This window comes from Listeria rocourtiae subsp. hofi (assembly GCF_963575615.1).
GTDB classification, from domain to species: domain Bacteria; phylum Bacillota; class Bacilli; order Lactobacillales; family Listeriaceae; genus Listeria_A; species Listeria_A hofi.
On record NZ_CAUYTL010000002.1, the window covers coordinates 45,152 to 60,837 of the forward strand.

At 41.5% G+C, this 15,686-nt stretch carries 13 protein-coding genes; 12 read left to right on the forward strand and 1 reads right to left on the reverse strand.

Annotated elements, in window-relative coordinates; all coding sequences use genetic code 11:
• The first annotated feature begins 106 nt into the window (after positions 1-106).
• The 3 genes from R8925_RS01605 to R8925_RS01615 are packed head-to-tail and all read left to right on the forward strand — an operon-like array spanning position 107 to position 3,072.
• A complete protein-coding gene (locus tag R8925_RS01605; RefSeq protein ID WP_430534353.1) occupies positions 107-790 on the forward strand; it encodes a metal-dependent hydrolase in 684 nt (227 codons plus the stop codon).
• Between the two features lie 18 nt (positions 791-808).
• The gene (ytoI, locus tag R8925_RS01610; protein WP_430534354.1) at positions 809-2,125 is read left to right on the forward strand and encodes a CBS-HotDog domain-containing transcription factor YtoI; all 1,317 of its coding nucleotides are present in this window, start codon (positions 809-811) and stop codon (positions 2,123-2,125) included.
• A 17-nt stretch (positions 2,126-2,142) separates the two neighbouring features.
• Positions 2,143-3,072, forward strand: a complete 930-nt coding sequence (locus R8925_RS01615) for a DHH family phosphoesterase (RefSeq protein WP_430534188.1) — start codon at positions 2,143-2,145, stop codon at positions 3,070-3,072.
• Between the two features lie 45 nt (positions 3,073-3,117).
• On the opposite strand, the gene R8925_RS01620 is transcribed toward R8925_RS01615, so the two are convergent.
• On the reverse strand, positions 3,118-3,498 hold the full coding sequence (locus R8925_RS01620; RefSeq protein WP_430534189.1) for a GyrI-like domain-containing protein: 381 nt from the start codon (positions 3,496-3,498) through the stop codon (positions 3,118-3,120).
• 94 nt (positions 3,499-3,592) lie between these two features.
• Between R8925_RS01620 and R8925_RS01625 the strand changes: the two genes are divergently transcribed.
• The 9 genes from R8925_RS01625 to citZ all read left to right on the forward strand — a co-directional run bounded on the left by R8925_RS01625 (position 3,593) and on the right by citZ (position 15,675).
• Positions 3,593-4,498 carry a helix-turn-helix transcriptional regulator gene (locus tag R8925_RS01625; protein ID WP_430534190.1) on the forward strand — a complete coding sequence of 302 codons (906 nt, stop codon included), beginning with the start codon at positions 3,593-3,595 and terminating at the stop codon, positions 4,496-4,498.
• Between the two features lie 94 nt (positions 4,499-4,592).
• The gene (gene dnaE / locus R8925_RS01630) at positions 4,593-7,916 is read left to right on the forward strand and encodes a DNA polymerase III subunit alpha (protein ID WP_430534191.1); all 3,324 of its coding nucleotides are present in this window, start codon (positions 4,593-4,595) and stop codon (positions 7,914-7,916) included.
• A 79-nt stretch (positions 7,917-7,995) separates the two neighbouring features.
• Positions 7,996-8,937, forward strand: a complete 942-nt coding sequence (accD, locus tag R8925_RS01635; protein WP_488192512.1) for an acetyl-CoA carboxylase, carboxyltransferase subunit beta — start codon at positions 7,996-7,998, stop codon at positions 8,935-8,937.
• Positions 8,927-9,883 carry an acetyl-CoA carboxylase carboxyltransferase subunit alpha gene (locus R8925_RS01640; protein ID WP_430534193.1) on the forward strand — a complete coding sequence of 319 codons (957 nt, stop codon included), beginning with the start codon at positions 8,927-8,929 and terminating at the stop codon, positions 9,881-9,883. Before accD ends, R8925_RS01640 begins: the two co-directional genes overlap by 11 nt.
• A 306-nt stretch (positions 9,884-10,189) precedes the next feature.
• Positions 10,190-11,149: a 6-phosphofructokinase gene (pfkA, locus tag R8925_RS01645; protein WP_430534194.1), complete on the forward strand. Its 960-nt coding sequence runs from the start codon at positions 10,190-10,192 to the stop codon at positions 11,147-11,149.
• 245 nt (positions 11,150-11,394) lie between these two features.
• The gene (gene pyk, locus R8925_RS01650) at positions 11,395-13,152 is read left to right on the forward strand and encodes a pyruvate kinase (protein WP_430534195.1); all 1,758 of its coding nucleotides are present in this window, start codon (positions 11,395-11,397) and stop codon (positions 13,150-13,152) included.
• A gap of 371 nt (positions 13,153-13,523) precedes the next feature.
• A complete protein-coding gene (locus R8925_RS01655) occupies positions 13,524-13,904 on the forward strand; it encodes an FxsA family protein (protein WP_430534196.1) in 381 nt (126 codons plus the stop codon).
• A gap of 123 nt (positions 13,905-14,027) precedes the next feature.
• Entirely contained in the window at positions 14,028-14,489 is a 462-nt protein-coding gene (locus R8925_RS01660) for a DUF441 domain-containing protein (protein ID WP_430534197.1), read from the forward strand.
• A 64-nt stretch (positions 14,490-14,553) separates the two neighbouring features.
• Positions 14,554-15,675: a citrate synthase gene (gene citZ, locus R8925_RS01665; RefSeq protein ID WP_430534198.1), complete on the forward strand. Its 1,122-nt coding sequence runs from the start codon at positions 14,554-14,556 to the stop codon at positions 15,673-15,675.
• Positions 15,676-15,686: the final 11 nt, after the last annotated feature.

The following is a 15,686-nucleotide window of genomic DNA, read 5'->3' on the forward strand; positions in this document are numbered from 1 at the left end:
GGTGCGCGGGTTATCACGGAACAGTGTTATTGCAACACTTTGTAATCGTTTTATGGTATAGTTTATGTAGTAGATACAATTAGTAGTACAGAAGGGAAGTTAGATGATGCAAATTTCATTTCATGGGCAATCTTGTATTAAAGTAGTAGCGGAGGGTGTAACGATTTTAGTCGATCCGTTTATTTCGGGGAATCCGCAGTGTGATTTAGTCGTTGAGGATGAGAAACCGGATTATATTATTGTGACGCACGGGCATGATGATCACGTTGGGGATACGGTTGCGATTGCAGCGAATTCGGGCGCGACGGTGATTGCGAATGTGGAGTTGGCGACGTTTTTGAGTATGGAGGGTGTGAAAAATTTGGCGCCGCTACATATTGGTGGGAAACGGTCGTTTGATTTTGGAACGGTGAAGCTGACGCAGGCGTTTCATGGTTCCTCAACAGTGAAGGATGGCAAAATTATTAATTTAGGCTTGCCGACGGGATTTGTGTTGACGATTGGTGAGAAATCGATTTACCATGCGGGCGACACGGGATTGTTCTCGGATATGAAATTGATTGGACAGTTGAACGAGCTTGACGCAGCATTTTTGCCGATTGGGGATAATTTTACAATGGGGCCGGAAGATGCGGCGATTGCGGCGGAATTTTTGCAGGCGAAAGTGGTTGTGCCGATGCATTATAATACGTTTCCATTGATTGCGCAGGACCCGCATGCGTTTGTGGCGAGTTTGAACGTGGAATTGCGCGGGAAAGTGTTGGAGATTGGCGAGTCGATGACAATTTAGAGGGAATGGGTGAGTGGCTTGGCGACAAAGCATGAGCAGATTTTGAAATATATTGAAGAGCTTGCGGTTGGTGAGAAAATTTCAGTGCGAAAAATCGCGAAAAACTTGCAGGTTAGTGAGGGAACGGCTTACAGGGCGATCAAGGACGCGGAGATTGTGGGCTTTGTTAGTACGATTAAGCGTGTCGGAACAATTCGGATTGAGCGGAAGCAAAAAGATAGTATTGAGAAGCTGACATATGCTGAGATTGTGAATATGATTGATGGTCAAGTCTTAGGTGGCCGTGCGGGGCTTCATAAATCATTGAATAAGTTTGTGATTGGTGCAATGACTGTTGAGGCGATGGAGCGCTATACGGATGCGGGTAATTTGGTGATTGTTGGAAATAGGGTTGACGCACAGGAGTTAGCCTTGGAACGTGGCGCTGCGGTGCTGATCACGGGCGGATTTGATACGATGGATTCGGTGAAGAAATTGGCGGATGAGAAGGAACTGCCAATTTTATCAACAACATACGACACGTTTACGGTGGCAACGATGATTAATAGGGCGATTTTTGACCAGCTAATCAAGAAGGAAGTCGTGTTTGTAGAGGATATTTTGACGCCACTTGAGAAGACGGCTTATTTGAATACGTCGGATCGGGTGGAAGATTGGTATAAGAAGGAAACATCAACGGGGCACAGCCGTTTTCCGGTGGTGAACAAGGCAATGCGACTATCAGGAATGATTACGAGCAAAGACGTGATCGATAAAAATTTATCGATTTCAATTGAACGTGCGATGACAAAAAATCCGTTGACGGTTGGCCCCAAAATGAGCGTAGCTTCGGTTTCGCACATGATGATTTGGGAAGGTATTGAGGTTATCCCGGTTGTGAAGGATGATTTGACGTTGATTGGAATTGTGAGTCGTCAGGATATTTTGAAGTCATTACAAATGATTCAGCGTCAACCTCAAATTGGTGAGACGATTGATGATACGATTACGAATCAGTTGATTGAGAAACCTAATGATGATACATCGGAACTTGATTTTCAGTTCACGGTGACGCCACAGATGACGAACAATATTGGAACGCTTTCCTACGGGGTTTTTACACAAATTGTATGTGATGTGGTACAGCAAAAACTGTTTTCTTTGAAGAAACGGAATGTGGCGATTGAAAATATCTCCATTTATTTTTTAAAACCGATACAAATGGATGCAACAATTGTTATTAAACCGCGGATTTTGGAAATTGGGCGTAAGGCGGGGAAAATTGATATCGAGCTGTATTTGGAAGGTATTTTAGTCGGTAAAGCGCTTGTTGCTTGCCAAATGATGGAACGATAAGGAGTGATCATACGAGGATGAAAAAGGCAATTTTAGACGTTATTAAGAAATATGAAACAATTATTATTCATCGGCATGTACGACCTGATCCAGATGCATATGGTTCGCAAATGGGATTGGCGGCAGTTTTAGAAGCGAGTTTTCCTGATAAGTTGATTTATTGTGTGGGAGAAGGCGAGCCGTCGCTTAATTTTCTTGGAGAAGTGGATGTCATTGCTAATTCGGTTTACGAAAATGCGCTTGTGATTGTTTGTGATACGGCGAACACGGAGCGGATTGATGATGCGCGTTTTTCGGCTGGTAAAGAGCTTGTGAAGATTGATCATCACCCGAATGACGATGCATACGGAGATTACAGTTGGGTCGACACAACAGCTTCTTCTTGTAGTGAGATGATTACTGCGTTTGTGGAAACATTTCCCGAAAATTTGACGCTAAACGAGAAGGCAGCACGGTTGTTATATGCAGGTATAGTTGGCGACACAGGGCGATTCTTGTTCCCGAATACGACACCAGAAACGTTGCGGTATGCGGCAGACCTCGTTACATTCCCGTTTAATCGGACGGAAATCTTTACGAAAATGTACGAAACGCCATTGAATGCTGTTAAGCTGTCAGGCTATATTTTACAAAATTTCCAGATGTCGGCAAATGGTGCGGCCCATATTTATATTAATCGCGATCTATTGGAGCAATTCGATGTCACGGCGCGTGATGCAGCGCAATTGGTAAACCGGATTGATAGTGTGATTGGGATTAAGGCGTGGATTTTATTTATAGAAGATGGCGCTATTATTCGAGCCCGACTGCGCTCAAAAGGACCAGTTATCAATGGTTTGGCAAAACAATATCGTGGTGGCGGACATCCATTAGCATCAGGGGCGACGCTTGAATCGGAGTCAGAAATTCCAGAAATGGTTGCGAAATTGGAAGCATTATGTAATTGAGAAAGGAGCAGTACATCTAATTTTTCGGGATGTACCGCTCCTTTTCTATGCGTTCAGACCAATATAAATTTGAATCGTGCCATCTGGTAAATACATTTCATAGTCAAAAAGGTAACTTCGATCAAGTGGAGTATTCCAAATTTGCTGCCACGTCTCAAAAACATCTGTTTCAACGTCGAACACTTGATATCTCTGATCTGGAATCATGATTTCCTTAGCGGTTTCAGTAGGGCGGATGCTTGTGGCCACACTCACGGTATAATCGCCTTGGTAATCACTTTCATACTCCTCATAAACACCATAAAAAGTAGCATTTGTTTGTTGCAAATTCTGAACTTCCGTCCACATCATTCCAATTTTGTCAGCCACATCAGGGTCATTGAAATTATTCGTTCGTGTTTTCTTTATTACATAAATAGTTTGCATTATTTAAACCTCCTTTTCTTCTATGATAATCTATTCGATTGACAGCATATTGTCATATTATATGTTACGATAAAAATAAAAGAGGTGAGCTGTCGTGAAAATTGATCGTTTATTAGAAATTTTAATTTTGTTAATGAATCGTAAACAAGTACAGGCGAAAGAATTAGCAGCCTATTTTGAGGTATCTGTCCGAACAATCTATCGGGACGTCGAAACGCTCTCACTTGCGGGGATTCCGATTGAGATGACACGAGGCAGAGCTGGTGGAATTAGTCTGATGAAAGGGTTTAGTTTGTCCAGAATTCCTATTACTGAGAAGGAAAAAGATGTTTTGCAAATGGCACTTCAAAATCTTTCTACAACTAATTTTCCCGAATTAGCAACATTGATTGAGAAACTTCAAGCACTGTCGCATACATCTCAAAAAGAGTGGATTGTCATTGATCCTGCTGAATACGGCGCTCCACCAGAACGGAATGAGATTTTTGAGATGATGAAGCGCTGTATTTTGGAGAATCGCAAAGTTTCTTTTATCTATTATAATAGTAATCGGCAAAAAACGAGGAGAGAAGTAGCGCCACTTAAACTCTGGTACCGTGGAAGTGCATGGTATTTATGGGGCTATTGTTATTTGCGAGAGGCGTATCGTTTATTTCATATTCATCGCATGGTCGATATGGCTGAGATGGATTATTTCCGGCCTGACTACGATGAGTCTGCATTTGAAATATTTCGAGAGGCAGCGGTGACGCCAGCACCTAAATTAGTTGTGCATCTGGTGTTTGAGGTAGCTGTATATTATCGCTTATTAGCTATTTTTCCAGCTGAAATGATGCAACAATCCTATGACAAAATTGTGGTGAAGACAGAAATGCCGAAAACGGATTGGCTTTACTCTTTCTTACTTTCTTTCGGATCAGATGTGCAAATTATCGAGCCTGAATCGTTGCGTCTAGAAATACAAGCGAATTTAAAAAAAGCAATGCAACATTATGACTAATCTTGCGTAAATAAAAAGCGAACATATGGTTTCTTTTTTTGGGGATAACCGATATAATATAGATGAGACTGTGGGTAGAGAGGAGATGTGGCTAATGGGATTCGTTCATTTACAAGTAGCCAGTGCGTATGATTTGTTATCAAGTACGGCGGCTATTGATGGGATTATTGAAAAAGCGCAACAATTTCATTATCCTGCTGTTGCGATAACTGACCATAATGTGATGTATGGCGTTATTGAATTTTATCAAAAATGCCGTGCTGCAGGGATTAAGCCTCTGGTTGGGATGACGATTTCTGTGGAAGGCGTTATGCAACCGCTTGAGACTTATGAACTACTCCTGCTCGCTAAAACAACGCAAGGTTACAGAAACCTCCTCAAAATTTCGAGCGCGATTGAAACGCGTGAGGAGCAGAAATTACCCTTAAAATGGCTTGAATCTTATTGTGAGGGCTTGTTGTTATTTTCGCCAGGGGAAGCTGGTGAAATAGAGCGGCTCATTCGCCAAGGGATGCATGAAGACGCGCAGTTAGTCGTTGCGAAATGGCGAGAAATTGCAGGAGAGTCTGCGTTTTATATGACATTACAAAAGGAGAATCCTCATTACGAAGCGATTCTTAATTTTTGTGAAGGGAATCGGATCCCAGCTGTAGCAACGAAAAATGTCCAGTATTTGGAGCCGAGTGGTGTCAGAAGCACGGAAATTTTACGCGCGATTCGTGATAATGAAACGGTAGCATGGCATAACTTACCGCTTACAGGAGGAGCTTATTTCGCAACCCCTGAGGAGATGGAGAACTTATTTACAACACCATTTGAAAAAGAAGCGTTGGAGCTAACGACTAAAATCGCGGATATGTGCCATGTGGAAATCGCGATGGATCAGCATTTATTGCCTAAATTCCCATTAGCAAACGGATTTGAAGCAGGGCCGGTTTTGAAAGATTTATGTTATGAAGCGTTAAAAAAACGTATCATGAATCCTGATAATGTTTACTGGGAACGTTTGGATTATGAGCTGAAAGTCATTCAGGAGATGGGTTTTTCGGATTACTTTCTAATCGTATGGGATGTTATGAAATATTCCCGAGAAAATGGGATTTTAACAGGACCTGGTCGGGGTTCGGCGGCTGGCTCGCTTGTTTCTTACGTGCTACAAATTACAGATGTGGATCCGATTCAATATCATTTATTATTTGAACGATTTCTAAACCCAGAGCGAATCAGCATGCCAGATATCGATTTGGATTTCCCGGATAATCGGCGTGATGAAGTCATTTCTTACGTTGTTGCAAAGTATGGCATGCAGCACGTGGCTCAAATCGGAACGTTTGGAACATTAGCCGCAAAAGCAGCGGTGCGAGATACAGCACGAACTTTCGGCTTGAATTGTGTCCAATTATCCGATTGGTCAAAGCTTATTTCACGCGAGCTGGGCATGACACTCACAAAAGCTTACGAACAATCAGCTGCACTCCAACGCCATATCATCAGTTCTGAACAAAACCAGCTCATCTGGCAAATTGCCACTGAAATCGAAGGGCTTCCACGCCATATTTCCACACATGCTGCCGGAGTTGTTATTAGCGACGAACCGCTTGTTGACCAAATTGCTTTACAAAAAGGGAGCGGGGACGCGCTTTTGACTCAATTTGCGATGGGGGATCTTGAAAAAATAGGGTTGTTAAAAATGGATTTCCTGGGCCTTCGAAATTTAACATTATTGGATAGAACGTTAAAAAATGTGAATCATATTCGTGATACAGCATTGACCTTACAGGATATTCCGCTTGACGATGCGAAAACGCTTCAAATTTTCCAAAAAGGCGATACGACGGGAATTTTTCAGTTTGAATCGGATGGTATTCGGCGTGTTCTGAAGCATCTACGGCCAACTTCTTTTGAGGATATTGTCGCAACGAATGCGCTTTATCGCCCAGGTCCAATGGAACAAATCGATACCTTTATCGCGCGGAAACATGGTAAACAAGATATCATCTATCCGCATCCAGATTTAGAGCCGATTTTGGGTGTTACTTATGGGATTATAGTATATCAAGAGCAAATTATTCAAGTGGCCTCTTCAATGGCTGGATTCTCGCTTGGAGAGGCAGATCTACTACGCCGCGCTGTTAGTAAGAAGAAAGCTGATGTTCTAGAAGAAGAAAGGATTCACTTCATTTCAGGTGCGGTCAAAAAAGGCTATACGCAAGCAAGCGCTAATGAAGTATACGATTTAATTGTCCGTTTTGCCAATTATGGTTTCAATAGAAGTCATGCAGTCGCTTATTCCAAAATCGCATTTCAACTAGCTTACTTAAAAGCTAACTATCCGGCAGCATTTATGGCCTCACTTCTGAGCGCAGTTATTGGAAACGATGATAAAATCAGTCAATATATTACCGAAGCCAAAAATTATGGTATCAAAATGAGCGGCCCATCCATCAATCACAGTTACTATCATTTTCAAGTAGAGAACAATGCGATTAGGTACAGTTTGCGCATGGTTCGAAAAGTTCCGAGTAAGTTCGTATTAGCTATTGTGAACGAACGAAAAGGTGCACCGTTTAAAGATTTCTTTGACTTTTGTGAACGGATGCCTCAAAAGCAATTAACGAAACAAGTCTTAGAAGCATTGATTTACGCAGGCTGTTTTGATGAATTTGGCAAAGATCGCGCCACGTATATTGCCTCCATGGATGCTGCATTACAATATGTAAGCCTGCTCGGTGATGACGAAAAAGGAATTAATCTTTTCACAACCGATGATGAATTGTTCCGCAAAATGAAACCGAAATACAGAGAGGCAAGTCCGCTTCCAATCGACGAAAAACTAGAAAAAGAAAAAGAATACGTTGGGCAATATGTCTCGGCGCATCCTGTTACGTTTTATCACGATAAATTAAAATTGCTCGATATAACATCTTTATCACAAATCCAAGTTGGTAAAATCTATAAAATTGCAGCCTATATTCATGATATCAAAACAATTCGCACTAAAAAAGGAGAGTCTATGTGCTTCCTAACAATCAGTGATGATAGTCGCGAAATCAGCGCTGTCATGTTTCCTGAAGCCTACCGAAAATACACGGAACTAGCTGAAAAAGGGATTATTGTACTCCTCCAAGCAAAAGTAGATCAGCGGAATGGCGAACTACAACTTGTCGTTAACAAGGCAGAAAACGTGAAGGATATTGAAGTTCCAAAACGTGCCTTTTTACGGATTAAAGATATAAATCAGTTGGAACAGCTAAAACCAATTTTGCTAGCTAATCGCGGAGATATAAGCGTTATTTTACACGATGAAACAACAAAGAAAACCACCCAATTGCAGCCGAAATTCAGTATTAATGGGAGCCCTGAAACGGCTAGGGCAATCGTAGAACTTCTCGGCGAAGGTAATTTTATCATTCGTTAGCCTTTTTAAAAATAAAAAAATTATGGTATAGTAGTAAGACTGAATATTAGATAAGACAAATGCGCTGAAAAATGCTACTATGGAAAGTGGACGAAAATCAAAAGTTAAACTAGAAAAGAGATTGTTTCAAAAAGGGGGTCATCCTTTGTTAGGAGATTTATTTACAAAACCAAAGAAAAGAAAATATGCGACGATTCCTTCAGACGGCTCAAAGCCTGATGTGCCAGAAGGTATCATGACGAAATGTCCTTCATGTAAGAAAATTATGTACTCCAAAGAATTACAGAAGAACTTGAAGGTTTGTAATTATTGTGGGTACCATCATTCCCTCGGAGCACAGGAGCGAATTTCGTATCTGGTTGATGAAGACTCATTTATGGAGCTAGACGGTAATTTAACAACTGCAAATCCGCTAGGGTTTGAAGACTATATGGATAGAATTGCAAAAGATAAGAAGAAAACCGACTTGAACGAAGCCATTTTAACGGGGACGGCAACGATTGTGGGATTGCCATTTGTGGTGGCGGTGATGGATTCTAGATTCCGGATGGCCAGTATGGGCTCGGTTGTCGGAGAAAAAATATTGCGAGGCGTAGAAAAAGCAGACGAGTTAGGCGTACCTTTTGTGATTTTTACGGCGTCAGGTGGTGCCAGAATGCAAGAAGGCATGGTGTCATTGATGCAAATGGCAAAAACATCCGCTGCCTTTAAGCGTTTTAGCAACCATGGGGGACTTGCGATTTCAATCATGACTCACCCAACGACAGGTGGTGTTTCTGCGAGCTTTGCCTCACTTGGAGATTATAATTTTGCAGAACCGGGAGCGATGATTGGTTTTGCCGGACGTCGTGTTATTGAACAAACAGTTCGCGAAGAATTACCAGAGGACTTCCAAACAGCGGAGTTCTTATTGAAGCATGGTCAGCTTGATGAGGTTATTTCGCGCCTTGATATGCGGGAAACATTACGATTCCTCTTAGATATCCATACGAAAAAGGAGGATTCGGCAAATGGCAAATGAGCTAGAATTTGAAAAACCAATTTTAGAATTACAAACAAAAATTGCCGATCTCAAAGAATATAATGAAAAATCCGATGTTGATTTGACAAAAGAAATCGTGAAATTGGAGATTCGCCTTGGCAAACTAGAAGATGCGATTTATGGCAACATGTCTGCATGGGATAAATTCCAAGTCGCACGCCATCCCGAACGGCCAACGACGCTAGACTATATTCCGTTCGTATTCGACCAGTTTATGGAACTACATGGTGATCGCTACTTTGGTGATGATGCCGCAATTGTAGCTGGAGTTGCAACATTTAATGGCACACCAGTGACGGTTATAGGACATCAACGCGGAAAAGATACGAAAGATAATCTGCACCGTAATTTCGGAATGCCACATCCAGAAGGTTTTCGTAAAGCCTTAAGATTAATGAAACAAGCCAATAAATTTGGGCGCCCAATTATTTGTTTTATTGATACGAAAGGCGCCTATCCTGGTCGTGCAGCAGAAGAACGAGGACAAAGCGAAGCAATCGCCCGTAATCTTTATGAAATGAGTGATATGACTGTCCCAATTATTTCGATAGTTATTGGAGAAGGCGGTAGTGGTGGTGCTTTAGCCCTTGGCGTGGGAAACCAAATTTACATGCTAGAAAATGCTGTATTCTCCGTTATTTCGCCAGAGGGTGCAGCAGCAATTCTATGGAAAGATGCGGGGCTTGCTAAACAAGCAGCAGAATCCATGAAAATAACGGCTACTGATTTATTTGATCTAGGTATTACAGACGGCATCATCCCAGAAATACGCGGTGGAGCTCATCGTAACGTGGAAGAACAAGCGGCACTTATCTCGGCAGTAATACGAAAAAGTTTGAATTCCTTATCAGCACTTGACGGTGAACAACTAGCAAATCAGCGGTATGAGAAATTTAAGAAAATCGGTGTCTATGAAGAGTTATAAGTATCAAAAAGCCATTAAAGTACGCGCCAAGCATGTTGGTGCGTATTTTAATGGCTTTTTAGCCACTTGAAAAATGGCGTTTTGTTACATACTATACTATGTTTGGCCCACTCTAGCAACGGGTAATAAACCTATACCAATTCTTAATAGAAAGCAATTGGTACACACCATGCGCGGGTGGAATTAATGAAAGGTTTCACAAAATATGAAAAAAGAACTAGATTCATGCTTTCATTTTTAAGAAAAGTGATGTAGAATGTAAACATGTGATGAAAAATAATATTCATTGTTTGAGGTGGGATTTTGATGAAACGTATTGCAGTTTTAACAAGTGGTGGAGATGCACCAGGAATGAACGCTGCGGCTCGTGCCGTCGTTCGTAAAGGTATTTATGAAGGACTAGAAGTTTATGGTATCGATTATGGCTTTTTAGGTCTTGTGAATGGAGATATTCATAAGCTGGACTTAGGTTCTGTTGGCGATCTTCTACATCGCGGAGGAACGTTCCTTTACTCGGCGCGTTATCCTGAATTTGCGACAGAGGAAGGCCAACTAAAAGGTATCGAGCAATTGAAGAAATTCGGTATTGAAGGCCTTGTTGTTATTGGTGGAGACGGTTCTTATCACGGGGCCGAAGCTTTAACAAAACGTGGTTTCCCAACAGTTGGTATTCCAGGAACAATCGATAATGATATTTCTGGTACTGATTTTACAATCGGTTTTGATACGGCATTAAACACGGTACTCGATGCATTGGATAAAATTCGTGATACAGCGACAAGTCATGAACGTACTTTTATCATTGAGGTAATGGGTCGTGATGCTGGTGATATCGCACTTTGGTCTGGGCTAGCAGGTGGCGCTGAAGCTATTATCGTTCCTGAGCATAATTTTGTGATGGAAGATGTTGTAGAGCGCCTGAATAAAGGACTGGCTCGTGGTAAAAAACATAGTATTATCGTTGTTGCAGAGGGTGTTATTTCTGGTAACGAATTCGCGAATCAGTTAGCTGAGTTTGGCGATTACCATGCTCGCGTAACGGTTTTAGGACACGTACAACGCGGTGGTAGTCCAACTGCTTTTGACCGTGTATTAGCGAGCCGTTTAGGTGCGCGTGCTGTCGATTTATTGATGGAGAACCGCGGTGGTCTAGCTGTCGGGATTCAAAATAATAAAATCGTTGAGAATGATATCACAGCCGTTTTGAAAGAAAAACATGTGATTGATAAAGAAATGTTCGATTTGGCAACAATCCTATCTATTTAATATTAATATTACTGGTTGAGGTTTCTAGTTTTTTCATAACTTAGAAGCCTTTTCCTACGGATTAAAATGAAAAAAGTATGAAAACAGGCTACATAAAATAGTGCCTAAAAAGAACTAGAAATTTTGGGCAACATGCACATGGATTCACAAAGTCCTTGAGCACTAGTGAAGTTACTGGTAAAATGAAGCCGATGCGTTTATAATAAGGAATGAATGAATAGGTATTCTTAGGAGGAGTATAAAAGATGAAAAAAACTAAAATTGTTTGTACGATAGGTCCTGCAAGTGAAACGGTGGAAACATTAGTACAATTAATCGAATCAGGTATGAACGTATGTCGTCTTAATTTTTCACATGGTGATTATGAAGAGCATGGCGCACGTATTAAAAATATCCGTGAAGCCGTTAAGATTACAGGAACAGAAGTAGCAATTTTGCTTGATACAAAAGGTCCTGAAATCCGTACAAACGATATGGAAAACGGTAAATTAGAATTTTCAAAAGGGGACACTGTTCGTGTTGCAATGGAAGAAGTCCTTGGAAAGAAAGAGAAATTCTCCGTAACATACACAGAACTATTTGACGATGTGGAAATCGGTTCTACAATTCTTTTAGATGACGGATTAATCGGTCTTGAAGTTATCGAAAAAGATACTGCTAACCGCGAGCTCGTAACAACAGTTCAAAACCCAGGCGTACTTAAAAACAAAAAAGGCGTGAACGTGCCAAACGTATCGATTAACTTACCTGGTATCACAGAAAAAGATGCAAATGACATCCGTTTTGGTCTAGAGCAAGGCATTGACTTTATCGCGGCATCATTTGTTCGTCGTGCAACAGACGTTCTTGAAATTACAAAAATTCTAGAAGAGCACAACGCAACACACGTGCAAATCATTCCTAAAATCGAGAATCAAGAGGGCGTTGACAATATTGATGAAATCCTCCAAGTGTCTCAAGGTCTAATGGTTGCTCGTGGTGACCTAGGCGTCGAAATTCCTGCCGAAGAAGTTCCGATTGTTCAAAAACAATTGATTAAAAAATGTAACAAACTTGCAAAACCAGTTATTACAGCAACACAAATGTTAGACTCTATGCAACGTAACCCGCGCCCAACTCGCGCAGAAGCAAGTGACGTAGCTAACGCCATTTTCGATGGTACAGATGCAATCATGCTTTCCGGTGAAACAGCAGCTGGGGATTATCCGGTAGAGTCCGTACAAATGATGCATAAAATCGCGCTACGTGCGGAAGAAGCACTCGTTGCTCAAGATAAATTCGCCCTAAAAGCACACCAAAATTCAGACATGACAGAAGCGATTGGCCAAGCAGTTGGTCACACAGCGCGTAATCTAGGCGTACAGACAATTGTTGCAACGACACAAAGTGGTCATACAGCACGCATGATTTCAAAATACCGTCCAAAATCACATATTTTAGCGGTTACTTTTAACGAGCGTGTATGTCGCGGATTATCTCTAGTATGGGGCGTATATCCTCGTCTAGCAGCACCGATTGCCAACACAGATGACATGTTTGATCTTGCGGTAAAAGAATCTTTAGCATCTGGTCTTGCAAAACAAGGCGATCTAATCATCATCACTGCAGGTGTTCCAGTTACAGAATCTGGTACAACCAACCTAATGAAAATCCAATTAATTGGTGACAAAGCAGTATCTGGTCATGGAATTGGCTCTACTTCTGTTATCGGTCAAGCAGTCATTGCTAAATCGAACAAAGAAGCATTAGAAAAAGCAGTAGAAGGCGGTATCCTTGTCGTTAAAACAACAGACAAAGAAATGTTGCCAGCATTCGAGAAGAGCGCAGCGGTAGTTGTAGAAGAAGGCGGCCTGACAAGCCATGCAGCCGTTGTTGGAATCACACTAGGCATTCCAGTAATCGTTGGCGCAACAAACGCAACAGACCTTGTCAAAGACGGCGAAACAGTAACAGTCGACGCACGCCAAGGTAATGTATATAATGGGAAAACAGCGACGCATTAATAGAAGTGCTGAAACAGCCCGTTCAGCTCCGAAAAAAACTGGAGCGGCCGTAGTAAAAAGCTGTTCTTGCTTTTTGCGGAGGGCGTGAAGTTTTCGAGGAGTTGGCTGTTGAAGCTGGATCCGGAGGCGCGAACCACGACACAAAACATGGAAGGCAGTTTCATTACATTCCACTGCATATTGAGGTTCTAACTCAGCAAACGACGCTTCATAAGAATCACAACAAAGCTGGATCCGAAGGTTCCAAACAAGAAGAAACTCAAAACCAGATCACATCCCTAACACGGATACTGATCTGGTTTTTCTAATCTTTCTCATTTCACCAAAACTACGCTATAATAAAATCAAACCACAAAGGAGGCACAACCACTATGAAAAAAATAATCTACTACTGGGCCGCATATGGCGTAATCGAACTACTCATCTACATCCTCCTATTCCAATGGATCGGCTTCTGGCCACTTCTCTTCATCCAAATCGCCTCCACAGCATTTGGCATTTTCATCATCAAACGCTTATGGCGGGTCATTACCCAAAACATGCGTGAAGGAAAAAGCATTTCTCCATATTTACTCGACACAATTTGCCTCATCCTAGCAGGGTTCCTACTCGTCATTCCAGGTATTATTACATCTCTATGCGGCCTTCTTCTATTCCTGCCATTTATCCGTTCATGGATGAAACCGCGCATCAATCGCTGGATAGAACATCGCATGAATCAAGGCAACTTTACCTATTTTGATATGAAATAGAAGGCGATTGACTTTTCTTATCTATTTTCAGATATACGATAAGTATCGCTTTACATCAAGGGGTACAGGTGTGTTATAATACAATTAATCTGACATTTTCTCAGAAGGAAAGGTTTGTTCTTCTTGTTTACAGAAAGCATGTTATTTTTACTTTTATTTCTAGGACTTGGACTATTAGCAAAAAATAATTCACTGATTATTGCGGTTGCTGTGGTGATTCTGTTGAAACTTTTTCATGTGGATGGAAGAGTTATGGAGATGATTCAATCGCGAGGAATAAATTGGGGTGTGACGATAATTACAATTGCCATCCTAATTCCGATTGCGACGGGACAAATTGGTTTTAAGGATTTAGTGGATTCCTTTAAATCAGTAGCGGGCTGGATTGCTTTGTTGGCGGGGATTGCCGTATCCATTTTGGCGAAAAAAGGTGTCGGTTATATGGCGGTTGACCCACAAGTGACGGTTTCACTTGTTTTTGGTACGATTTTAGCAGTGGTGCTATTTCGTGGCATTGCAGCTGGACCAGTCATCGCAGCTGGGATTGCGTATGTCCTGATGCAAGGTGTCGCCTTATTCAAGTAAATTATTATTCAAAACAATTACATAGCATAAGACGCTAAATTTGATATTGTTAGGGGGAAAAATAATGACGGTTTCAAAAGGTTTAGAGAATGTATATGTGGCGGAAACGTCAATTAGCTCGATTATAGATGACATGTTAACGTATGTTGGATACGGCATTGACAATCTAATGGAAAGTAATGCAACATTTGAAGAGGTTATTTATTTATTGTGGCATTTACGTTTGCCGAATGAAGAAGACTTGGCAAAATTTAAGGGCGAAATACATGAGAATATGGCAGTTTCTGAATCTATTATTACGAGTCTGCGTTTGCAACACCACCAAAACTTGCATCCGATGAGTGTTCTTCGTACAACAGTTTCGATGCTTGGTGTGTTCGATACGGAAGCGGAGATGGATGATGGGGAAGCTGTGTACCGAAAAGGAATTCGTCTGCAAGCGAAGATGCCTACGATTGTTGCCGCATTTTCACGGATTCGTCGTGGTTTGGACCCAATTCCACCGCGCAATGATTTGAGTATGGCAGCGAACTTTTTATACATGCTAACCGGCGAAGATCCTAGTTATTTGGAAGTGGATGCAATGAATAAGGCGCTAGTGTTACATGCTGATCATGAATTTAATGCTTCCACGTTTACTGCGCGTGTTTGTGTTGCTACATTATCCGATGTTTACTCTGGTGTTACGGCAGCAATTGGGGCACTCAAAGGACCGCTTCATGGTGGTGCGAATGAGCGCGTTATTGACATGATTGAGGAAATGAAAGAAAAAGGGCATGTGCGCGAATACATTCAAAATAAAATTGATAACAAAGAGAAAATTATGGGCTTTGGTCATCGTGTTTATCAAGGTGGCGATCCACGTGCGTATCATTTGAAAGAAATGGCTCGGAAGCTTACTGAGAAAAAAGGCGAGCCAGAATACTACGATATTTCAGCTGAGGTTGAAGAGGCAGTTTGGGAATTTAAGCATTTGAAACCGAATGTCGATTTCTATTCAGCATCTGTGTATCACGCACTAAACATCGATCATGACTTGTTTACGCTTGTTTTTGCGATGAGCCGTGTATCAGGATGGTTGGCGCATATTTTTGAACAATACCGTGATAACCGCTTGATTCGACCGCGTGCGATTTACGTAGGACCAGAATCAAGAGAATATATTCCTGTCAATGAACGGGACTAATAATTACAAGG

What these genes read in the sequence shown, in the direction of transcription:
- R8925_RS01655 (WP_430534196.1), top strand. Translation starts at nt 13,524, where the DNA reads ATGAAAAAAATAATCTACTACTGGGCCGCATATGGCGTAATCGAACTA.
- R8925_RS01615 (WP_430534188.1), top strand. Translation starts at nt 2,143, where the DNA reads ATGAAAAAGGCAATTTTAGACGTTATTAAGAAATATGAAACAATTATT.
- dnaE (WP_430534191.1), top strand. Translation starts at nt 4,593, where the DNA reads ATGGGATTCGTTCATTTACAAGTAGCCAGTGCGTATGATTTGTTATCA.
- citZ (WP_430534198.1), top strand. Translation starts at nt 14,554, where the DNA reads ATGACGGTTTCAAAAGGTTTAGAGAATGTATATGTGGCGGAAACGTCA.
- R8925_RS01620 (WP_430534189.1), bottom strand. Translation starts at nt 3,498, where the DNA reads ATGCAAACTATTTATGTAATAAAGAAAACACGAACGAATAATTTCAAT.
- pfkA (WP_430534194.1), top strand. Translation starts at nt 10,190, where the DNA reads ATGAAACGTATTGCAGTTTTAACAAGTGGTGGAGATGCACCAGGAATG.
- R8925_RS01605 (WP_430534353.1), top strand. Translation starts at nt 107, where the DNA reads ATGCAAATTTCATTTCATGGGCAATCTTGTATTAAAGTAGTAGCGGAG.
- R8925_RS01640 (WP_430534193.1), top strand. Translation starts at nt 8,927, where the DNA reads ATGGCAAATGAGCTAGAATTTGAAAAACCAATTTTAGAATTACAAACA.
- accD (WP_488192512.1), top strand. Translation starts at nt 7,996, where the DNA reads ATGGAAAGTGGACGAAAATCAAAAGTTAAACTAGAAAAGAGATTGTTT.
- pyk (WP_430534195.1), top strand. Translation starts at nt 11,395, where the DNA reads ATGAAAAAAACTAAAATTGTTTGTACGATAGGTCCTGCAAGTGAAACG.